Source organism: Haloferula sp. BvORR071 (genome assembly GCF_000739615.1).
In the GTDB taxonomy this organism is placed as follows: domain Bacteria; phylum Verrucomicrobiota; class Verrucomicrobiia; order Verrucomicrobiales; family Akkermansiaceae; genus Haloferula.
Genome location: NZ_BATP01000030.1, coordinates 219,631 through 242,022, shown reverse-complemented (window position 1 = coordinate 242,022; position 22,392 = coordinate 219,631). Strand labels below are relative to the sequence as shown.

The 22,392-nt window shown below is 64.1% G+C and carries 11 protein-coding genes; 4 read left to right on the top strand and 7 right to left on the bottom strand.

Annotated elements, in window-relative coordinates; genetic code table 11:
- Window positions 1-68: 68 nt before the first annotated feature.
- Together BV071_RS17340 and BV071_RS17335 are read left to right on the top strand one after the other, a co-directional pair.
- Window positions 69-1,184, top strand: coding sequence for a patatin-like phospholipase family protein (locus tag BV071_RS17340; RefSeq protein ID WP_035609764.1), 1,116 nt, complete (start codon window positions 69-71; stop codon window positions 1,182-1,184).
- Window positions 1,177-2,592 (top strand): hypothetical protein, encoded by a 1,416-nt coding sequence (locus BV071_RS17335; protein WP_265594548.1) that lies wholly within the window; start codon window positions 1,177-1,179, stop codon window positions 2,590-2,592. Before BV071_RS17340 ends, BV071_RS17335 begins: the two co-directional genes overlap by 8 nt.
- Before the next feature lie 41 nt (window positions 2,593-2,633).
- Here BV071_RS17335 and BV071_RS17330 read toward each other — a convergent pair whose 3' ends face one another.
- From BV071_RS17330 to BV071_RS17320, 3 genes are all read right to left on the bottom strand, one after another.
- A complete protein-coding gene (locus tag BV071_RS17330; protein ID WP_035609760.1) occupies window positions 2,634-3,599 on the bottom strand; it encodes a 2-enoyl thioester reductase domain-containing protein in 966 nt (321 codons plus the stop codon).
- A complete protein-coding gene (locus BV071_RS17325) occupies window positions 3,599-4,090 on the bottom strand; it encodes a Uma2 family endonuclease (RefSeq protein ID WP_035610050.1) in 492 nt (163 codons plus the stop codon). The genes BV071_RS17330 and BV071_RS17325 overlap by 1 nt, the downstream gene beginning before the upstream one ends.
- Window positions 4,091-4,166: 76 nt before the next feature.
- Window positions 4,167-5,429 carry a Glu/Leu/Phe/Val dehydrogenase gene (locus BV071_RS17320; protein ID WP_035609758.1) on the bottom strand — a complete coding sequence of 421 codons (1,263 nt, stop codon included), beginning with the start codon at window positions 5,427-5,429 and terminating at the stop codon, window positions 4,167-4,169.
- Window positions 5,430-5,537: 108 nt separating this feature from the next.
- Here BV071_RS17320 and BV071_RS36080 point away from each other — a divergent pair, with 108 nt between their 5' ends.
- Window positions 5,538-7,601, top strand: a complete 2,064-nt coding sequence (locus BV071_RS36080) for a glycosyltransferase (protein WP_052573482.1) — start codon at window positions 5,538-5,540, stop codon at window positions 7,599-7,601.
- A gap of 10 nt (window positions 7,602-7,611) precedes the next feature.
- On the opposite strand, the gene BV071_RS17310 is transcribed toward BV071_RS36080, so the two are convergent.
- Window positions 7,612-13,266: a CotH kinase family protein gene (locus BV071_RS17310; protein WP_035609755.1), complete on the bottom strand. Its 5,655-nt coding sequence runs from the start codon at window positions 13,264-13,266 to the stop codon at window positions 7,612-7,614.
- Window positions 13,267-13,756: 490 nt separating this feature from the next.
- On the opposite strand from BV071_RS17310, the gene BV071_RS17305 reads away from it, so the two are divergent.
- Window positions 13,757-14,281, top strand: coding sequence for a hypothetical protein (locus BV071_RS17305; RefSeq protein ID WP_035609752.1), 525 nt, complete (start codon window positions 13,757-13,759; stop codon window positions 14,279-14,281).
- A 151-nt stretch (window positions 14,282-14,432) separates the two neighbouring features.
- On the opposite strand, the gene BV071_RS17300 is transcribed toward BV071_RS17305, so the two are convergent.
- The 3 genes from BV071_RS17300 to BV071_RS33160 all read right to left on the bottom strand — a co-directional run bounded on the left by BV071_RS17300 (window position 14,433) and on the right by BV071_RS33160 (window position 22,334).
- Complete coding sequence (locus BV071_RS17300; protein WP_035609749.1) at window positions 14,433-15,743, bottom strand: hypothetical protein; 1,311 nt, start codon at window positions 15,741-15,743, stop codon at window positions 14,433-14,435.
- Complete coding sequence (locus BV071_RS17295; RefSeq protein ID WP_265594547.1) at window positions 15,740-17,137, bottom strand: hypothetical protein; 1,398 nt, start codon at window positions 17,135-17,137, stop codon at window positions 15,740-15,742. Before BV071_RS17295 ends, BV071_RS17300 begins: the two co-directional genes overlap by 4 nt.
- Before the next feature lie 187 nt (window positions 17,138-17,324).
- On the bottom strand, window positions 17,325-22,334 hold the full coding sequence (locus BV071_RS33160; RefSeq protein ID WP_265594546.1) for a lamin tail domain-containing protein: 5,010 nt from the start codon (window positions 22,332-22,334) through the stop codon (window positions 17,325-17,327).
- Window positions 22,335-22,392 lie beyond the last annotated feature (58 nt).

Below are 22,392 nucleotides of genomic sequence, written 5' to 3'. Positions count from 1 at the left end.
GACATGATGGGGTGCGCGCGCGTTCCCTTCTGGCCTTGCCGCCGTTGAATCGTTAGAAGGCGGCACGCATGGACATCACGGCTCCCCCCTCTGGCCGCACGCGGCTGCTTGCCTTCGATGGCGGCGGCATCCGCGGCCTGTTCTCGCTGGAGATCGCCAAGCGCCTCGAAACGCTGCTGCGCGAAAAGCACGGCCGGCCGGACATGGTACTGGCGGATCACTTCCACTACATCGGGGGTACCAGCACCGGCGCGATTATCGCCACCTTTCTATCTTGGGGAGTGCCGGTGGAGGAGGTCATCCGCCTCTACCGCGAGAACTCGAAGGTGATGTTTACCCGCGCCGGCTGGGGGGCCTTCTTCAAGAACCGCTTCGCCGGCAAGCCGATCTCCGATTTCCTCCGCAATTTCTTCGTCGAGAGCGATGGCTCGCCCGCCACGCTGGGCACGGATCGGCTTCGCACGCTGCTGCTGGTGGTCACCCGCAATGCCTCGACCGGTTCGCCATGGCCGATGTCGAACAATCCTCACGCACTCTACAACGACCGCAGCAAGCCGGGCTGCAACCTCGACCTCCCCCTGTGGCAGATCGTCCGCGCCAGTACGGCCGCGCCGACTTTCTTCCCGCCGGAGGTCATCGAAATCGCCGACCAGCAGAGCGGCGAAGCCAAGAAGCACATCTTCGCCTTCGAGGATGGTGGCGTTACTCCCTTCAATAATCCGGCCCACCTGCTCTACACCATGGCCACCTTGCCGGAGTATCGCTTGGGCTGGCCGGATGGCGCGGACCGCATGAGCCTGGTCTCGGTCGGCACCGGGCGCGTCAAGACCGGGCGCGGTCAACACCTTGTGCAAAACCTGTTAGGCCACGCCAAGTCGCTGCCGACTGCTCTGATCGGATCCGCCCAGTGGTTGCAGGATCTGATCTGCCGGCAGCAGGGCGAGTGCCGCCACGGCGAGCCGCTTGATGGTGAGATTGGTGACCTGATCCGGCCCAATCCACGCGCGGCCTTCCGCTATGCCCGCTACGATCGCTCGATCGGCGAAGCGGAGATGCAGGCGGCGCTGAAGGTGAGCAAGCGGGGCTTCAGCCTCGATAACATTGAGCTCATGGGCTTCCTCTCCGACATGGGTACGGAGTACGCGGAGCAGCATGTGAAACTGGAGCATTTCGACGATGTCTGAGGGAGGATTCCAACGCGTCCGGGTGATCGGCTTCGCCGGTCATCGCAAGCTTCCGGATCCGGTGGCGATCAAGGCGTCCATCGTGACCGCCCTGCGCGAATTCCGCGATGCCGCGACGAGCCCCTGCATCGGCAGGGCCAGCGCTGCGGCTGGTGCCGATCTGCTTTTCCTGGAAGCCTGCCGCGGGCTGGGAATCGACTACAGCATCGTGCTCCCCTTCCCGGAGGACCGCTTTCAGAAAGACTTCGAGGAAGATCCCGATGCGTGGCTTCGCGCCAAGGAGCTCATGGCCTCGGCCGCCCATGTAGAGCTGGTGCCGGGCGATGAGGAAGCTCCTGCCGCTTACCATCTGGCCTCGCGTGAAATTCTCGCTGCAGCCGATGCCATGCTCTTCGTCTGGGATGGCCAAGCGCCGCGCGGCATCGGTGGTACGGGAGAGACCGTATCGGAGGCCCAGGAGCGCCGCCTGCCGCACCGCATGATCGACGCCTCCAGTGCGGCCTTGGGTCCGCTCGTTGAGGGAAAGCCTTCCGCGGAGACATTGGATTCCTTTGCGGGCCTGCCGTCCGCCCGCTCGGTTGCCGGGCTCTTCGAAGCGCTCGACAAGAAGGCCGCCGGTGCCGCCCCGCGCGCCCGTTGGTTTGCCGCAGGCTCCGTCACTTTCAACCAGATGGCTACGGTCACTTCGGCGGTGCTGATCGTTCTGCAGTTGAAGCAGGACCTGGCCCCGGCAGTGAAATTCTTGATGGCCGTGGCCGCGGGTTGCTTGCCTTGGCTCGGCTCGCGTTTGCGCATCAGCAATGTATGGATGGAGGACCGTTTGCGGGCCGAGTTGCTCCGCTCCATCCTCTTCGCGCATTCATTCGCGCCGCCTTTCCGCGCCTTCGCTGCGGATCTTTTCGGCCGGCAAGCACCGCTTCTGCGCACGGCCGGTTGGCTTTTGGTCCCGCAGCGGGAAGACTGGGCTGCGGCACGGGCCCGCTACGTCACGGAGCGCTTGGACAGCCAGATCAAGTACTTCGACAAGCACGGCAAGCTCGCTGCCAAGCGCTTCTCGACGCTGAACCTTGTCTTCCGCGTCGCCAGTCTTGGAGCAGTTGCCTTGGGATCCCTTGCCATCCTCGTGGGCTTGGGAAGTCTGCAGGTATCGGAATCGGTGAAGAACGTCTGGCTTACCTTCTTGCCCAGCATTTTGCCCGCCGTTGCCGCGTGGTGCCTCGCGATGATCGCACTCTTCGAATACAAGCGCCGCGCCAAGCTCTACCTGCAAGTCCTCGAAGAACTCGAAGAGAAGCGAACCGAGTTGCTGGCCGCCAAATGCTTCACCACCGCTGCCATCGTCGTCGGCTCCTGCGAGCGCCTGCTCCTCAGCGAACTCTGGGAGTGGGGTGGCAAGCGCAGCCGTTAAGCGCGGTCTTTCCGTAGGCGTGGACGCCATCGGGAAAGCGCTCACGGCGCCAACAGCACCTTCCCGTTCCGCTCCGGGGCGGCCAAGGCCTCGATCGCCCCCGCAAACTCAGCCAAGGGGAAAATCCGGTCGACCGGCATGGTCAGCTCACCTCTCACAATCATTTTGGCGAGCTCTCCGTAAACCTCACGCACTTCCTCCTTCGGCGCGCCCTCGATCCACTTCGTGATCCACAAGCCCCGGAATTTCAGGTCTTTGAAGATCAGCAGCCCGTTGGGCACGGTCAACGGCCGTCGCGCCATCGCACCATAGGTCACATGTGTGGCTCCCGGCGCGAGCAGGTTCATCACCCGCAGGGCGCTTTCTCCGCCCACGCAGTTGAAGCCCAGCACCGGCCGGATCTCCCGCTGCTTGGCAGATTCCACCGCCGCGTCATCGTCCAGCAGCACCTCATCCGCACCCAGCGCCAGCAATTCATCGCGCAGCTCTTCGCGACGTACGAGATTCATCGTACGAATCCCCAGACTCTTCGCCACCGCGATCACACAGCGTCCCACCGCCGAGTTCGCCGCGTTCTGGACGATCCACGATCCAGCCGCCGGTCTCTCGAATCCCGTCAGTAAACGCCAAGCCGTCGCCGGATTCACCTTCAGCATTGCCGCCTGCTGGACATCCATCCCCGCAGGCAGCTTGAAAAGATGCTCCGCCGAGATTTGCACATGGCTCGCCCAACTCCCCGCTCGCCTCAAAATAATCGCCCGATCCCCGGCCACGAAGTCCGGCGAGCGGCTCTCCACCACCTCGCCACAGCCCTCGATTCCCGGGACGGCTGGCAGCGGCGGCTTCACACCATAGGTGCCCTCGATCAAATTGAGGTCCGCCGGATTCACCGGAGCCGCCAGCATCTTCAGCCGCACCTCACCGTCATCCAAGGACGGCAGCTCCAGCTCTTCCAACCGCAGCACCTCCAAGGGCTTCCCAAACTCGTGAAATCGCAGTGCCTGCATCACAGCGCGATCATCGCCGGGAAATCCGGGCAGAGCAAAGATTTCTCAAGCCTTCCCTCGCTTCCGAAGTGGCGCATCCTCCCATCCTCGTCGCAGAACCAGACCTCACTGGCTCCTGCATCAAAGTAGAGCGCCATTTTCTCATCCATCTCCGCATCGGTGTTTCTCGGCGAAATGACCTCCACGCAGATCTCGGGAGCTTCAAGGAAACAGCGTCGGTCAAATGCCCGGCTGTACCGGACATCCGAGAACCACCCGACATCGGCTGCCCTGACGCCATCCGAGGTTGAGATTGGACACTCCGTTACAGTCTTGCCGCCGAGCAAAACCCGAAGCTGGAAAGCGATCTCAGCTTGTCGGCTCCCGTGTGCAGATCCTGGGGGAGGAGTCATAATAATACATCCATGCCGGTCCGTTTCGATCCGGCCTTCAACCTTCGCGAGATCCGGATCGGCAAGCACCTCCTCCCAGATCCGGAGATTGAACTCCATCTGGTCGTCCCGCGGTGGCAGTTGGATCGCCAAGCTCACAATCCCACCCTAGCAAGGAATCCCGAGCCCCGCAAGTTCACGGGAACAAGCCCCGCTGCGCCTTCACATCCGCCACGATCTTCACCGCCAGCGCCTGGGCCGCCATCCGGTGCGAGAGCTTGTTGCGGTCGGCGAAGACCAGCACCCGCGAGAAGGCGCTCTCCAGCATCGTCTCCAGTTTTGTCAGCACCTCGCGTTCGCTCCACTGGAAGCGCTGCAAATTCTGCACCCATTCGAAGTAAGAGACCGTCACGCCCCCCGCATTGCAGAGGATGTCCGGGATCAAAAAGATGTCACCGCGGGCATCGATCACCTTGTCCGCATCCGGCGTCGTCGGGCCGTTGGCACCCTCCGCCAGAATCCGGCACTTCAACTTCGGTGCATTCTCCCCCGTGATCACCATGTCCGTTGCCGCTGGCACCAGAATGTCACAGGGTTGGCACAATAGCGCCGCCGGATCGATCGGCTCGGCTCCGGGGAAACCCATGATGCTGCCGCGCGCCGCCACGTGATCGCGCAGCTTCCGCGTATCAATCCCTCCCGCATTCCAGATCGCCCCGGTCACATCGGAGATGCCCGTGATCTTCACCCCGGAATTCGCCAGCCCGTAGGCCGCGTGCGAGCCCACATTGCCGAATCCCTGCACCACTGCCGTCGCATCCGTCAGCTTGATCCCCAGTTTGTTTAGCGCCCGGCAGGCCAGGAAGGCCACCCCATGTCCGGTCGCTTGGCTACGCCCCGCGGAGCCCTGCAAGCCCAATGGCTTGCCCGTCACGATTCCCGGGACCAGGCGCCCGGCATGCGTCGAGTAGGTATCCAGCATCCACGCCATCGTCTGCTCATTGGTCCCCATGTCGGGGGCCATGATGTCGATGTCCTCACCGATGAAGGGAATCATCTCCATCGTGTAGCGTCGCGTCAGACGCTCCAGTTCCCCCATGCTCATGCTCCGTGGGTCACAGGTGATCCCGCCTTTGCCTCCGCCGAAGGGCAGGTCCATCAGCGCGCACTTCCAGTTCATCCACATCGCCAGCGCCGCCACTTCCCCCAGATCCACGGCTGGGTGGTAGCGCAGCCCCCCCTTCACCGGCCCGCGCGTCAGGTGGTGCTGCACCCGGTGGCCGAAATACACCTTCGTCGAGCCGTCGTCGTGGCGGATCGGCACCGTCACCGTGATCAGCCGCTTCGGCCATTTCGTCCGCTGCCGCAGCTCGTCGTTGAGCCCCAAAAAGTCCGCCACCAGGTCGAATTGCGTCGCCGCCATCGCGAACACCGGGTTTCTGAGAAGATCTTCACGCATGGGACCTTTCTAACCGGGATCGGCCTGATGCCAACGAATCGTTTCAACCAAACAGCGCCCACGCTTGGGACTTGGAACTTCCGCCCCGTCCCCTAGGGTCTCGCCCCGATGGAGCCACTGCGCGTTGATGGGAAATTCTTCCGTTCGGGAGAATCGCGCATCGCCGTGCGTGCCGTCACCTACGGGCCCTTCCCGGGTGGCTTCCCGGAGGATTTCAGCCCGGATTTCGCCCGCATCCGGGTCGCCGGCTTCAATGCCTTGCGGCTCTATGAGATGCCCTCGCCCGCCCTGCTCGATGCTGCGCTTGCCGCGGGCCTGCGGGTCTTTGGCGGCTTGCGCTGGCCCCAGGCCGTGGACTTCCTGAAGGACGGCCGCATTCTCTCTTCCGCCCGCGTGGCACTGGCCGAGGGCCTGCGCGCTGTGGAACGCCACCCTTCTTTGGCAGGTATCTTCATCGCTAATGAAGTCCCCGCCGACCTTGTGCGCTGGATGGGCCCGGTGGCCGTCCGCGAAGCCCTCGAGGATCTCATCGCCGCCGGCAAGGAGATCCGCCCGGACCTCCTCTGGTGCTACGGCAACTACCCCAGCACCGAGTATCTCGAGCCCGCGAATGCCGACTTCACGGCCTTCAATGTCTATCTTGAGGACGAAGCCTCTTTTCGCAAATACCTTCGCCGCCTCCATCATATCGCCGGCGACCGCCCGCTGCTGATCTCGGAGTTCGGGCTCGATTCGAGTCGCAATAGCCCCGCCCGCCAAGCCGAGATCCTGGCTTGGGCGATCCGCGCCGCGCGTGAGGAGGGTGCCGCCGGCATGACCGTCTATGCCTGGAGCGACCGCTGGTGGAATGCCGGCATGGAGGTGCTCGACTGGGACTTCGGCCTCATCGATCGCGGCGGCCATCCCAAGCCCGCGCTGGAGGCCGTCACCGCAGCTTTCGCCAAAGCGCCGCCGTCTCCACCCGCTGCCAGCATCTCGGTGATTGTTTGCACCCGCAATGGTAGCCCGCGCATCGCCGCCTGCCTGCGCGCCTTGGAAAAGCAAACGCTGCCTGCCCGTGAGGTCATCGTTGTCGATGATGGCTCCACCGATGGCACCGCCGACCTTGTCGAGCGCGGCTTTCCCTTGATCCTCTTGCTCCGCCTTGAGCCCGGCGGCCTCAGCGCCGCCCGCAATGCCGGCGCGGAAGCCGCCACCGGCGAGTTCGTTGCCTTCACCGATGACGACTGCGAGCCCGACCCCGATTGGCTCGCGGGCCTAGCCGAATGCTTCGCCCACGGCTGGGATGCCGCCGGTGGCCCCAATCTGCCACCGCCGCCGCACGATGCGATCCAAGCCGTGGTTGCCGCCGCGCCCGGTGCTCCCAGTCATGTCATGCTGGATGACGAGGAGGCCGAGCACCTTCCCGGCTGCAACATCGCGGTACGACGCACGGCGTACTTCGAGATCGGTGGCTTCGATCCGATCTTCCGCACCGCGGGCGATGACGTGGACTTCTGCTGGCGTCTGCGTGAGAAAGGCTATCGCCTCGGCTTCGCACCCACAGCCTTCGTTTGGCACCACCGCCGGCCTTCGCTGCGCACTTACCTCCGCCAGCAGATTGGCTACGGCAAGGCGGAGGCCCTGCTCATTGCCAAGCATCCCGCACGCTTTACTGCCAATGGCGATGCCCGTTGGGAGGGCTTCGTCTATTCCGGCGGCCCCGTCCGCGTGGTGGCGGGTGCCATCATCTATCACGGCCCCATGGGTCTTGCAGGCTATCAAGGAGTCGTCGACCGCATGCAACCCCTGCGGCCGCTCGATGTCCGCTACCACAGCCTGCTCTCGCGCTCGCAGCTCGCTCTCGTCTCCTGGCTCCAGCCGCGACTTCGCTCTTTGTATCGCTGCCATGCTTGGCGCGGGCAGCCATCCTTTGCCGATGCCGCCGCTCCGCCTCCTGATCGTGAGTTCTCGATCTGGTCGCAGGAAGGCCGCACCCGCGATGACTTCCTCGCCATGCTTCTCGAACAAGGCTGGCAAGCCGCCGGTGCCAACGATCGCTGGGACCTCGAGAAGGACGGCTCGCGCCTGCTCCTCGCCACCGAGCGCACGGACGGCACCGGCAAGTCGGTCCTCGTCCGTGCCTGGGGTGATCCTCCCGCGGCGCTTGCTGCCGCGGTGAATCACCCCTGAGTCTCGCGCTTCAGGGCACCAGCTCCACGTTCAAGCGTGTGAAGATCTTCACATCCGCCTCCGGACCGATGCCGAGATAAGCCGGCACTTCCACCGGCAGCCAGCCATCTTCCAGCGGCGGGATCGTGCTGCTGTTCGAGTCGAACAGCACGTGCGTCCAGTCTCCCAGATCGTTCGAGGCCAGCACGCGCCAGCGCAGATCCGTTAGAGAAGGATCGAAGCGGAAGCGGAACTCACGCCCGCCCGCGGCACCCGTCAGCACCGGCAGCAGATGCTGCACTGGCTCATACGGACCCACGCCCATGGCATAGCGCAGCAGGTTCGGCACACCGTCGCCGGAGGGATTCGCCTCGGGTCCGGAGATCGCGTCGTTCGCTTGGTCGGCGGGATTCGGGAATTCTTCCGCACGCCAGTTGGCATAGGTGCCTGGCACGGTCGGCAGCTCATTGCCTTCCACCGTCAGGTTGTCGAAGCGGTTGTTCCCGCCGGTGCCACCGCTGCCCTGCTGGAATGCGATCCGCACCGCGAAGAGCGGATTGTCGTTCACCGCCGTCAGCGACCGGAAGTCCAGGATCTGCACCGTCGGATCACCGTCGACCGGGTTGATCGTGGTGAAGGGCTGGTAGCTGCTGCCGTCCGTCGTGTAGCTGATCACCTGCGTGCCCGCGCCTTGGCCGGAGCGCCGCGTCTCGTACTGGATCACGATGTTGTTGTGGCCGGTCGTCGGCACCGCGAGGTTCAGCGTCGCACCCAGCGGATTGTTCACCCGCAGGTGCATGCCCACCTCGTCGCCATTGCGGGCATTCAGGCCTGCGAAGCCTTGGTCCTGCGCGCCATGCTGGATCACCTCCGCGCCATTGCTCACGGTGCTGCTGAGCTGCCCGCCACCGATCGTTTGTGTCGGCACCAGGTAATTCGCTTCATTGAAGTTCCAGTAGTGCATCAGCTTGCCGGGCGGCGGTGCCGTCGCGGTGAATTGCACCGGGGCCGACCAGCTGCTCCAGCGGCCGCTACTGTCCTGGTGCCGCACCCGCAGCCGGTAGGTCTTGCCCACCTGCGCGATCCCGAAGGGGACCGTAACCGCGCCGGGGGACGAGGTCGACTCCGAGGTCCAGATCGTACTATCGATCTCGTACTTTAGCGGGGATCCCGCGACGTAGCCGGGCACGCCCGGCGCCGAGATCTCCGCGAGCCGCCACTTGGTGCGGGCATAGGTGCCCACACCCTGCGGATCGGCGAAGGCCGAGGAAGTGAAGACCAAATCGTTCACCGGGAACGAAGGATCGCCCGTGGCCGTGGCGACCGGCTTGCTGGGGATCAAGGGATCCGCGGCATCGTTGGCCACATACTGGTAGCCGTAGCCGAGCTGGTTGCCATTGTTCACCGCCCAAGTCCCGCCCGGCCAGGTGTTCGCCACATAATCACGGAAATACACCACTAGGTCCTCGTGCTCCATCGTTCCGGAGGATGCCGGCGAGCGCAGCCAGCGGGTCCAACCGCCGCCGATCCGGCTGTCCGCAAAGCTGGTCTTGAAGAAGTTCCCCTTGTGCTCGGTCTGTCCGCCGGCGCTGCCATCCGTCCCTTGCGTCCGTGGGTGCAGATTCCACATCGCCGCGTCTGCATCCGCCCAAGTCAGCGCTTGGCCGGTCGGGTTCACGATCTGTGCGAACTCATTGATCAACTGCCCGAATTGCCCGCCGCTCGTCGTCGAATCGGAAGCCAGCAGGTCCACGATCTCACGCGCCCGGTTGCGGTACTCCAGCGCCAGCGCCGGGTTCTGCAGGATCGACTTGTAAGCGTGGATCACGCCCGGGTAGCTGCCGCCCGCCACGCTGGTCACGTGGTGACTCTTGGCGATGAACATCATGTCCAGGTCCCAAGGCATCGGCACCCAGCGGTTGTCGGAGGAGCGGTGGTAGAAGTAGTGGTTGTAGCCGCCGCGCACATCCACGTTGCCGGTCAGACGATTCAGCGCGTGGAAAGTGTAGTAGCTCTCCATGTCCATGTTCGCCCGCCACCACGCTTCCGTCGGGTCGGCGTTCACGTGCGCATCGCGGAAGGTGTTCCAGTCCGAGGAGTCGACCGGTTGGGTGATGCCTTGGTTCTTCTTGTCGCCCGCGTTGTTCTCGATCTTGTAAATGCTTCCATCCGGCAGCCCGCGCTCATCCAGGAAGGAGCCGTCAGGCTGCTCGACCGCGAGATAGAGCCCCCAGAAGTCGCCGGTGTACTGGCCGTAGGTATTGCCGATCGGGTCGTTGATGATCGATGCCGGTGGCGGTGTCTCCGTCGCACCCCGCACCACCCGGAATTGATAATAGTGCGTGTTCGGAGACGGCAGGCCACCGAGCTGGAAGATCTTGTAGGATGAGGCCTCTTCGATTCCCGCGCAGCCGCGGTGCAGCGCTGCCCATGGACTCGCACAGGCATCGCCCGAGAAGGAACCCCAGGTTTCCTTGTAGTCCTCGCCCAGATTGTTGGCGGCAGGCAAGTCGCGCGCCCGGTTGAAGAAGAAGCGCCACTTGTTCTTGCCCGACACGTAGGTCGAGGCCTCGCCGCGGTTCTTGAATTCGATGTGGTCGTAGACCACCCCGTTATAGACAAAGGTCGCGCGGAAACGCACCGCGTCCGAGCCGCCGTTGTACTGCGAATTGATCACGTCCGTGCCATTCGCGATCAGCGTATACACCGGCAGGTCATCCAGCATCGAGGGTTCGAAAGTCTGCAGCGGCGTCGTTCCCGGGCGGAAGGCACCCTGCCATGCCGGCAGGCCGTTGTACACATAGTAGGCGAAGTTCGGTTGCTCGTCGTCGGCGTAGGGCACAGTCGCGCTGTTGCCCTGGGCGTCCGCGAAGTTGACCCGGTAGCGCACCAGGCGGCGGTTGGTCTGGACCGCGGCGGGCAGCACTGCGGTATAGATCGAGTCATTCGCGGTCGCGTCACCGTTGCTGCCGTTGTCGTACATCGGCACCGTGGTCCAGCTTGTCGTGTAGGCCGCATCCGTGAGCCGGATGTAGGCCCCCGGATCCACTGTCTGGTAGGCCAGCGAAACGGCACCCATGCCGTCTGGATCGGTGATGCGCGCGGTGATGGTCACTGCCTGCCCCGCCGCCGGTGTCACCGGCAGATGCTCCACTTGGCGGATCTGCGGCGGAATGCTGGTCAAGGGAGTGAGCACCGTGTTCGCGGCCCCCGGCGTCGGCGCGGAGCCGCTGCTGCCACCGGACTTCAGCTCCAGGTCCATGCTGAAGTCGCTGCTGCCGGCACTCGTGTTGAAGGCATGCACCGCGATCACGTTGGTCCCGCCGAGGAGATAGGCATCCGTGTTGTTGAGGGTCACTTCCTCCCACACCGCCTCGTGGTTCTGCGGCGCGAGGTAGTTGTAGGCGAGTTGGCCCTCCGCCACATTGATCTTGTGGACCGGGCTGCCATTGATCCAGATCACACAGCCGTCGTCCAACAGCACACGCAGCTTGAGCTGCTTGGGAATCGCATCGGCCGGGACAGTGAAGCTCTTGCGGAAGTACACGCTGTTGTAGGCGTTCCGCATATCGGAGAGCGTGGTGTTGATCCCGGCGTCTCCATAGCCGATCCCCGCTTGCCCCGTTAGCCAGGCCGAATCGTTGTAGGCCGTCGCCCGCCAGGCTTCCACCGGGTTGGAGGCCTCGGCGGTACCCTTCTTGTACTTCCACCCCGTCGCTTGCGAAGCGATGTAGGTCACCGGCGTTGCCAGCGCAGTCCCGGACGAGCGCCACGAGCCGCCGAGGTCGTTGTCCAGCGCCGGATTGACCAACTCCGCGGAGGCACCGCTGCCATCCGCGCCGGTCGGCCAGGGGAAGCCCACACCATAGCCCACGCGGTCGCGCAGCACTCCGCCGCCATCGCGCAGGTCGATCTGCTCGCCGGTCGAGTTGAGCTTGCCGGTCCACGGGCCCAGAGCCGTCTTGCCATACTTCGAAAGGATCACCGCGGGATTCTCCGCCACGATCGCATAGCCACCGGCCGGCAGCACGGTGCCACCGGGGATGGTGAAGGTCACCGCGTCGGAAAGCGTCCAGCCCGAGAGGTTCACCGCCGCCCCGCCCGGATTGTGGAGCTCGATGAATTCCTCCAGGCTCGTCTTGTCCGCGGGCTTGAAGTGGATCTCGTTGATCACCACCGTATCCACCGTCGGGGCCGTGGTGCTGAAGGAGGCCGTGTCAGGCGCCCATACCGTGCCGGCCGCATTGCTCGCCTTACTGCGGAAATAGTAGGTCGTCTGCGGGCTGAGCCCGGCAGCGAAGACGCTGAAGTTCCCGCTCTGCGGGCCCATGCTGGTCGACGACGCCCATGCCGCCGGATTGGTCCCGCCATCCGCAGTCCCGTAGTAGATCGTCACTGCCGGTGCATCACCGCCTGTCTGCGTCACCTCGCCGCGCAAGGTACCGGTAGTGCTGGTGATCCCGTCCGCCGCCCGGTTCTGCACGCCCGGCAGTGCCACCGCCGGTGTCGCGAAGCTGGCCGTGGATGGAGCCCATGCCGAGCCGCCGCCATTCGTCGCCAGTGCCCGGAAGTAGTAAGTGCTGCCCGGCGTCAGGCTGCCTAGCGTGGTGGTCGCCGAAGTCGCCACCTCGCCCAAGGCGACCGAGGAAGTCCAGGCACCCGCATTGGTCCCGCCATCCGCGGTCCCGTAATAAATCGTGATCGTCGGCGCTTCGCCGCCGGTGGAGTTCACCTGCGCGCCGACGGTGGCCGCCTTCGGCACGATGCCCGAGGCCGAGATGTTTGCCACGGTCGGAGCCAGCGGCTGGGCCTCGAAGCTGGAGCTCAGCGGGGCCCAGGAATCTCCCGCACTGTTCGTGGCCCGTGCGGTGAAGAAGCAGGTCGCGCCCGGTGTCAGCCCGGTGATCCCGCCCGAATAGCTGCCGCTGTAGGTTCCCGGCAGCGCCAGCGAATTCGCCCAGCCCGCGGCCGAGGGCCCGCCATCGCTCGGCCCCCAGAACAGCGTGATGGAAGGCACCGAATTGCCGATCACCGTGACCTGCCCGTTCAGCGTCGCCGTGGTCGCCGTCACTGCGCTCGGTGCTTGGTTGGCCAGCGTCGCCGTGCCCGCCGGCGTCAGGCTGGTCGCATCCAGGCGGATGTTGTCGAAGTGCGAGCGCCCGACCCCGCGGGCCTGCAAAAGAATCCGCACCGTTTTACCGACCGCCGCGGGATTGTTCGGCGTGTCGAATACCAGCGCCGGGGCATCCCCGAAGCTCTGCAGCGGCAGTGCACTGGCATTGTAAATCCCTGTCGCGTAAACCGTGCCCGTACTATCCGCGAGCAAGTACTGGGTCTGGTTCGCGGCATTGGTGTTCCCGGAGCGGCGGCCCGCCGCGATGGTCAAGGTGTAGCGCGTGTTGGCTTGATAGGTGACCGCCAGGTCCTGCCACACGTTATGGTTCAGTTCCATCCCCAGATGGTCCGTGCCATCCGCCGCGAAGCCGACGATGTACTCTTCAAAGCCCGCCCCATTGTTCGGCCCGTTGGTCTCCTGCCACTCCGGCCCCTTGTTGTAGCTGAATTGGCCAGCGGTCAGGGTATTCCCTTCAAAGGAAAAGTCGCCGATCGTGACAGGCGCGGCGAGTACCGGCGACAGCAGCACGAGGGCGTACGCGAGCGACGCGACGCTTTTGCAAAAGGTCATGGGGTTTTAAAGGGCGAATTCGCGGTTTGTTGCGCTGGAAATCAGTAATAAAATGATTTTACCGGCAACAATGTGACATTTACGCCAAATTTCTCCGCCTGTCTATCCCCTAGGCGGGTAGTTATTTTCTATACCAAGGATATCCGGAAATTTCGCATGTCTGCAGGAGAATGGGTCCATCCTTCGCGGTCCCGCCTTGGACTGCGTGCAACCCCGTTGCCGTGAAGCACTAGGAGACTCCCATTCACTGGAGATCCTCCCCGAGCCCACCCCTACGGCTCGCAACCATCTCCCGCGCCGCCCAACAACCCACGGACACCGGGCGCGACGTTCTTCAGCAGTCAAAGCCGTTCTGCTCTTATCGCTGCCGCTCGTTTCATCCGGGCCAAACCCGCCAGATTCCCATTTGATGGACCTGCCGATCTGATAAAGCGTCGAGCACTCCAGCGGCCCAACTCCACCGCGTCTCATCCCGAACCTCCGGCAACAGATGAAGATGGCACTCCTTCTTTCCTACCTGCTCTCCGCTGCCGCAGCTCTCGCCGGCAATCTTGGATTTTCTCAGATGGACGACGGCGACAGGATCGAAATTTCAGAACACTCCACGGGCTGCTTCCATGATTCGACGTCCTACTACGAGGTCACGAAGGCGAACGGCTCCCATCTGTTCCGTGAATTTGCGATCACTTGGAGCAAAGCCAGCCCGTCCAAGATTCTGGAGAAGAAGCTCATTGGGGAAACCAAACTCTCGGCAACTGAGATCGCTGGCCTTGATCGCTTGCTAGGCTTCTACCGTGGCGCAAAGGATGTGAGCTCGACCACCCAGGTTTCACTTCTGGTGGAGTATTTCGAACCCGACAAGCTCGTGAAAGTCGAGCGACTCAGCGACTCCTCGGGAGGCTACGGGCTGGAGGAGAGAAAAGACATCGTCACCCTTTTCGCACTAGCCCAGCGCGCCAAGAAACAAGCCGTCGAGCAAGGTGTCTCCGTCGATCCCGCAAAGCCCGGCGACTGATCTCGAAGACCAGCGAACTCCGCCTGCCCTCAACGCCATTCCATTGGCGAGTGAAGTGTCGCTCTGTGAGCGCCATTTTCTGGGCAAAGCGTGTCCCACGCCGTTCCTCTTCTTGGGAGCGCGGCTTTAAGAGCTGCGAGAACCGTCCGCCTCACCGCGTCCCCTTCTCCTTCTCCCAATCCCCCCGCCAGCCTTCCGCCATCTTCTTCAAAGCCGGATCCGTGATCTGATCCAGGGCCCAGCGCGATCCCTCTGGATCGTCGTGCCGCCGCAGCGCCTGCTGCGAATACTCCGCCAGCCCGCGCTCGCGGTGCCAGTCGCCCGGCTCCATCGCTTCCAGCCAGTCCTTGGCCCGCGGCATGTCATCGCCGATGTAGCGGTCCACCGCGCGATGGAAGAACTCCACCGTTTCCGGCCTCTCCGGTAGATCCAGTGCCCACTCGGCCATCTTCACCGGATCCGCGCGCATCGCATAAAAGCGGAAGTCATCCGTCGCCTTGTCCTTCAGGAAATCCCACTCTCCCGCCTGCATGACCAGACTCATCGCCGTCATCAGCTCCGGCGAACCCGCGTTCATCGGCAGATAGATCGCCTTCGCCGCCTCCCCGCGTTGCTCCTCAGGAATCCTCTCCCACTCGCTGCGCAGCGTCGCCGCATCCGCACGCTTCAGGCTGGCCGCCCAGGTCATCAGCGCCAGGGTCCGCGGCGCACCCTCCGGCAGCGCCGCCCATTCTTCGCGCAAGGCCGCCGGATCCCCGCCGTCGGGCAGATGCGCCGCAGCGATCTTCAGCCAGTCCTCTGTTTGCGCACCGGAGCCGTTCGCCACCAGCTTCGCGAGGAGCTCCTTCATCTTCGCTGGATTCGTCTCGGCTTCGTTCATCACCGCGTTGATGGCAAATTCCCGTTTGCCCGGCGGCATCTCCCCCAGCATCGAGAGCACCAAGCCGCCATCTCTCTTCGCCAAGCTCGTGATCCACTGCTCGCGGAGGATCGCGCTGCCCGCGCCGAAGCGGCCGCTGCTGATGAGCGCCCAGGCCTCAAGCGGCCGTTCTTGGAAGGCCTTGCCAAAAGCGTCGATCAAAACGTGGCCGGCCGTCCCGTAAACCGCGAAACCGGGGTTGTAGTCGTTGTCCCAAGCTTCGGCCATGGCGGCCTCCAGCGCCCCTTGCAGATCGACCTCGGCCCATCGCGCTAGCAAACTCAGCTGAAGGGAGCGGCGGTCGAGGATGTTGTGCTCCTTCGCCGCCACCGCCTGCCATGCCCGCCGGTAGTCTTCCGCCTTCGGCTTCCGTGCCGCCACGGTCCTGCCGGGTTGCGATTCGCGGGATGCAGTGGCACGTTCTGTTAGAGAGGCCTCCGCGCTCCCGGAAGCCTCCGCCGGCTTGGTGGCGATGGCCGCCGCGAGGGCGATCCCCACCGCGACCGCAGCGGCGTGCGTGATGATGCGTGTGCTGGTCTTCATCGGCCTTCCTCCATTCGCTGTTTCAGCTTCGCATCCGTGAGTTCGCCGCGCAGCTCCGCCGCCAGCGTGCCATCCTTCGCCTGCACCGCCTTCGCCAGCGAATACAGCGCCATCTCCCGGTCCAAGCCAGGCGGCAATCCTCGAACCCATGTCACGTAATCCTCCTCGAGCCGCATATGATTCGACTGCGACTTCCCGGCCCACGCCTCCAGCCGCTGGTCCCACAGCTCCGGCGTATCCGCCGGGATCTTCTCCAGCGTCGCCAGGAACAAATTGGGATCGATGTTCCCGAAGGCCTGCACTGCGGCCTTCATCGCGATCTGCGCCTTCTCCGCTTCGGGCACTTTGTCTAACAGTTCCATCGCCCGCGCCGGATCCTCCTCGACGAGTTCCATGAAAAGCCGGTCCCTTAAGGCAACCGGCGCCTGCTTGGCGAGCTCCGGCATTTCCTTCTCCATCGCCGCCAGCACCTCGTCGGCATTCGCTGCGCCGTTCCGGAAGGCATTCCGCCAGTCGCGCCCGTTCTTCAGGATTGCGCTCAGGTCCTTCGTGACGAGCTGTTCGTACAGCGCGCCCGCCTTCGCTTCGTCGTCACCGCCCAGCAACTTCATCCGCTCCGCCAGCGGCATTGTCGCATCGTTCTTCACATAGTCCTTCCATGCCGCGCTGTTGCTCACTTGCTCGCGGAAGCCCGAGTCCAGCGAATCATCCGCCAGCAAGCCGCGCAGCCATTTCATGCCCTCCGCGCCTTGCTTCTTCGCGAAGTTCAGCAGCATTTCCGGCTGCTGCTCTGCGATGGCGACTTTGGCCAACATGTCCTTCTGCTGGAAGCCCCATCTCTCCTGAAACCACCGGCGGACCTGTAGCCACTGGTCTTCCGGCAGCGTCGCCTTCAGCGCCAGCGCCTGCGCCGCGGGATCTTCGCCCAGGCCCAGACCTACCGCCAGCTCATGGGCCACAAAGAAAGCCCCGGAGGGAACGGCAAGCCCGGCAGCGAGCACACCGGGCCCCTTGTCCTTGATCGCCTTGGCGTAGACCTGACTGCAATGCCAGATCATCGCATCCCGGGTCGCTGCATCGGTCTCCGCCCACTTCAACATCGCGGCCACGTCACGGGTCGTCCAGTGGTAGAGCAGCGCGGCGATCACGGGCGAAGGTTTGCGGTGGTCCTGGTCGTCTTTGAGCCATTCCGCGATCTCCTTGTTGAGCGCCCCGGCCAGATCCGCTGGCACTTCCATCGTCGCCAGCACCCGCTCGAATTCCCTCTCCCTCTCCTCCTGAGCTTGCAGCAAGGTCTTGCCCGCGGGCGCCTTCAAGCTTTCCAGAATCTCCTCGACCGAAAGCTCCGTGCCTTTCCCCGGTGACCCGGCCTTCGATGCGGGCTGACTCAGCACGGGATGAGTATTGGCCGGCCTCTGCCACTGACTCCAAGCCCACCACCCCGCCGCCAGCGCCATGCCGTGGCTCAGACAAGCGATTAAGACTCCACGTGGACGATTCATCATAGCGGATGCACTGACAAGTGCACCAGCGCATGACATCTGTCTGTCAAATTCCCGAACTCGCTTGCCAGCGCCCCGGCTACTCTCCCCAAGTCGCGCGCATCCGCAGGAACCTCTTCGTCGCGCCATTCGCCGCCGGATCCGCGTAGGTTGCCATCTGCAGTCCGCCGCCGATTCCTTCCGTCAGCTCCGGAAGCTCGGCAACCGTCGTCCACGTGGCACCGAGATCATCCGAAGCGAGCAGCTCGTAGTGGATCCCCTGCGCCACCTGCGGGCAGCGCAGCTTCAAGCCGGGCAGGTGCTGCTGCCCGAAGCTGAGCCACACGAACTCCGTGGCCGGCTTATCCTTCACCATCGGATTCGTCGCGAAGGCGAATTCCTCGAAGTTGGGGCGTCCATCGCCATCCGGATCGGCGGCCACCGCGGAGATGCTCACGTTCGCCTGCTCTTCCGGAGTGAAGTTCGCCGCCGCCCAAGCACTGAAGCTGCCGACGGAGGGCACGTCGGCCTCACCGGGACTGCCGCCCAAGCTGCCGCTCGCTGCCCATTCGTCTCCATTGCTGTCGCTGGCCGGATCGTTCGGGTGGCGGCGCACCAGCGAGTAGCCCTCGCCATCGGCCTCGACCGGCCACGGTGGTGCGTCGTCGTAGTTCACGCTTCGCAGCACCGCTTCACCCGGCGTGTAGAGCACCAGGTTCTCGCCGGCATTGTCGAGTTTGCCGGTGAAGGCTCCCGCCACCGGCTTGCCGCTGCCATAGCGCATCGCGAAGGCATCCTTGTTGCCCACCACCAGCACTCGCGCTCCGGGCGCAAGGGTCCGGCCGGTCGTGGCATTGCTGAACTCGAAGTTCACCGCCCCGTAAAAGTAGACGCCCTGCAGGTCGACATAGCGGCTGCTGGTGTTCACCAACTCGATGAACTCGAAGTCATCCGCATCGGCGAAGCCCGCGGCAGTCTCGGCGTTCGTCGGCTCCAGCGGATGGTAGAGAATCTCGGAGATTGCCAGGTTGGCGGGCGATGCCGGATCGGTATCGAGCAGGAATTGCGCCTCCGTCATCGCGCTCCAGGTGGCACCGGACAGCGCGCGCACCCGCAACGGCCGCTCGCCGCCACCGCTCACGAACAGCGGCGAGACCGTCGCCGAGCGCGTCGCCGTCAGCGAGCAGTTCATGCTCATGTCGCTGCTGCCGCCGCTGGCCTGGTGAATCTCCACCGCGAGGACATTGTTCCCTTCTAACAGGAAGGACTTGGGGATCGTGATCGGCCCGGTCGTCTGGTCCTCGATCGCGTTGCCGGAGTAGTAGTTGTAAGCGGGATCTACCGGCAGGTCACCGGCGATCCGGGAGCCATTCAGATACACCGCATAGGCATCGTCATATTCGACGTTCAGCGACAGCGAGGTGATTCCCGCAAGGTCTGCCACCGTGAAGCTCTTGCGGAAGTAGCCGGTTGCCACCTTCTGTCCCGCGGAGGCGAAGACGATTGGAATGACCGTCGCCTCATCGCCATCGCCATAGCCCAGCTCCGCAATGCCCGTGGCCCACCCGGCATCGTTGAAAGCCGGAGTGCGCCATGATACCCCTTGGTCCTGCCCGTTGGCCAGATAGCGCCAGCCGCTTGCGGACCAGGGCACCAAGTTCTGGGTCGTCACCGCCGGAGTATAGATCTGCGCGCCACCTCTCACCGCGCCACCCACTGCGCGGGGGTCGCTGCCGTCCGGCATGTAATAAAGTGTGCCACCGCCGGGCGCACCGATCACTGCTTCCACACCGCTGGCCTGATAGCCGCCGAAGGGTGCGATCGTCGGCGCGTCGAGCGTGGGATAGAGGCCGTCGTTGCGGAGCTGGTTGAGCACCACTGCCGCCCGCGGCTGGTGGAAGGCCAGCAGCGAGTTCTGAGCATTGATCCAGGTCTGCCGGGTCTTCGGAGCTGCGGACGAGGCATCACCCCAGCGGGCGCTTTCCGCGATGATCGAGGCATCGACGTCCGCCGCGAGCTTGTTCACCCGGTTGGACCAAGAGGCGGGCTCCAGGGCACCGCCATTGAACATGTGCTTTTGGATCCGGTCGGCCCAGCGCATCCGGTACTCGGCGTTGGCGGTGAGATCCTGATGGAAGTAGAGCGGGTTGGAGCGCGCGAAGTTCGCCTCGTCGCTCGGGAAATTGTACGGCCCGGTGCGGTCCGTATTCACATCCAGGAACGTGTGCTCGAAGTCGTGCGCAAAGAAGCGGAAGCCTTCACCCGGGTTGCCCACGCGGCGCCGGCTGGCGAACCAGTTGTTCGCCTTGTTGTTGCCCAGGAACTCGGAGGTGCAGCCATCCAGATTGCCGCTCCAGAAGGTCAGCATCAGGTAGTCGATCAGGTTGTCGGTGTCTAACAGCACCGGCTCGCCGTTCGGCGTCACGCCGTCGGCGGCCTTGCCCATCAGGCGGAAGTAGTTGGCATTCGTCGGCGAGGCGCGATGGGCCTTGGTCTTGTTCCAGAGGTCTTGCCAGGCGTCGAAGGTACCGTCGGTGGCACCCAGCACGTAGTCGGCCTCCTGCTCGGCCTTCATCACGTCCCACTTGTCCTTGTCGCCGCCCATGTAGGTCTCGGCGAAGGCCGCTTCTGTCCGCTCGTCGAGATCGTAGAGACCCCAGTACTGGCCGTTCAGATAGAGGTGGAAGTAGCGGACATGCGAACCCGGCTGGCCCATGTCGAGCTGGGTCTGGCGGGTCGACTCCTCGCGCAGGAAGGTATTGCGGTCATCCCCGCCGAAGGACCACGAGTAGTTCTGTGCGGTGCGGAAATCGATTTTGTCGAACTCCTGCGCCCCGTGGTGGCCGAAGAGCGGGTAGGTCAGCTTCCCGTCGCCATAATCGCTGCGGAAGAAGAAGCGGAAGGAATGCTTCGGATTGTCGGTCGAGCGCGAGTAACCGCCGCGCAGGCGCAGGCCCGCATTGATCTGGAACTCGCTCTTGCCATTCGGATGCTGGGCATCCGGCGGGCTGATCCATTCCAGCGAGGCCGGACGTTCCCAGGCGAAGCCGCGGCTGTTAGGGTTCGAGTAGATGCCCTGCGAGCCGTTGATGTTGAAAAGATTCGGCAGGTCGGTGACGATCGATACGGATGGCAGCGCCGCGAGCGCCGCCTTGGTGGAAGCCGCGCCGCCGATGTCCGGATTCCCGTTGTTCACGATATCCGGATCCATGCCGTAGTTCAGCACCTGCGAAGTACCGCTGGTGGTCGGCCAGCCCGCCGGGGCTGCCGGCTGGGTGATCACATCATTGAGGAACAAGTACGTCTGCGTGCCGATTTCCGTGCTCTCCCAGCCGGTCTTCACCGCGATCGCCCGCAGGGTGGTCGTGGCCGAGATATTGAGCGGGGCGCCGTAGACGAAGCCGGTCGTGGCGGAAGGCGTGGAACCATCGGTGGTGTAGCGGATCGTGACTCCTGGCGTGGCGCTGCTGAGGGTCACCGCCACCGGCGCGGTGTAGAAACCGCGGCCCGCGCTGAAGCTGAGGTTCTGGATCTTGCCGAGCGAACTCGGCGTGCCATTGATCCAGCCCGGCGTCGGCTTGCCCTCGCGGTAGAAGGCGAAAGCGGAGCCAGGGATCAGCGAGCCGGCATAGAGCTCCGGTGTCAGCAGGAAGCTGCTGTCAGCGATGCTGCTCTTTATCCCCTGGATCGCCAGCAGGTTGCCGCCATTGATCAGTGCGGGCAGTTGTGATGTTAGATTGAAGGCGACCGGCCGCAGGCTCTCTTCATTCGTCCGCGACGACAGCGCCACGGAGTCGAAGGCCGGATTGGCGGGCGCATTGTGGCTGGCGACCTGGGTGCCGTTCAGCCAAGCGACAAAGCCGTCGTTGTGGTGCGTGACCAGCGATAGCGCGCTGAAGCTTCCCGGTCCCGTCGCGTTGAAGCTACCGCGGAAGTAGGCGTCCGCCCGGCCGCTGAACAGCGATTGCGTGTTCGTGCCGATCAGACCGCCCGCGCCCTGCGGCAGTGTGGTCGCGGCCAAGCCGCCATTCGCAGTGTCACCCACCAGGCGGAAGTTGGCATTGAATGCGGTGTAGCTGCCCGCTGCGGCGAAGAACTCGAGGCAGCTTCCGCCGTTGCCTTGGAACATCACCACCTCGAAGCTGTGCGGCCCCGCGCTCAAGCTGCGGCTGCCCATCATGTCCAGGGGACCATGGTTCGAGTCGTCGACCACGAGATTGCTGCCATCGATGCGGATGCGCACCCCGTCGTCCGTGTTGGTCCCGAAGGTATAAACGCCGGCGGTGGGGATCTCGACGAAGCCGGTGAGCTTGATCGCATAGGCATCGCCCGACCCGCCGGGCGGCGAGCTGTTCTCGCCGAAGTGGCCGTCGCCCCCTTCACCGAGATAGTTCGCCACCTCCGCGGTCACCGTCGTGTCCGAGAGAATTGCGGGATTACCGGCTGGCAGGGCGAGCAGCGCGTCCGCGTCCGCCAGAGTGTTGAAGAAGCTGGATCTGAAAACCTGGCGGACGGTGATTCCCGGCACAGTGATCCCGTGGCCGAAGCCGGAATTGCCAAGTGACCAGCCGCTGTCCGCGAAACCAGGCTGGTTCCAGGCAGCCCCCGGAATCTCCGCGCTTGCCGGTGCCTGGTAGCGGAAGGGCACCCCCGGCGCGAGCAAGGTCGTGCGATTGAATTGAGCGCCGTAAGACTCGTCTCCTCTTTGCGCCGGGAAGGCGGGACCGAAGCTCTGCTCCACCGTGCCATCCGGCCGCACCAGCGCGAGGTACTCGCCATCGGCCGAGAGCGAGAAATTCGTGTGCAAGGGCGCGGAGGGCACCCGCCGGTTCTTGCTGGAAGCCCACACGATCTTGAACTCGCCGGGGGCAAGAGTGACGGCCGGGAAGACCCACTTGTTAGGAACTGCCGCGTTGTCGGTCAGGCACCACTGGTCCAGCGACACCGGCGTGGGGTCCGGATTGTGGACCTCGATCCAGTCCGCGAAGGTACCATCCTCATCGGCGATGGTGGCTTGGTTGCTGGCCATGAACTCCGTGATCACCGGATTGGCGGCGGCAGGCAGGAGCAGCAGTAAGGGCAGGCCGAGAAGGCGCAGGGGTTTTTGCATCAGGGGTGGGCCGGGTGCGAAGCGTGACAAGATGTTCACAATGGAAATTTCTGCAATT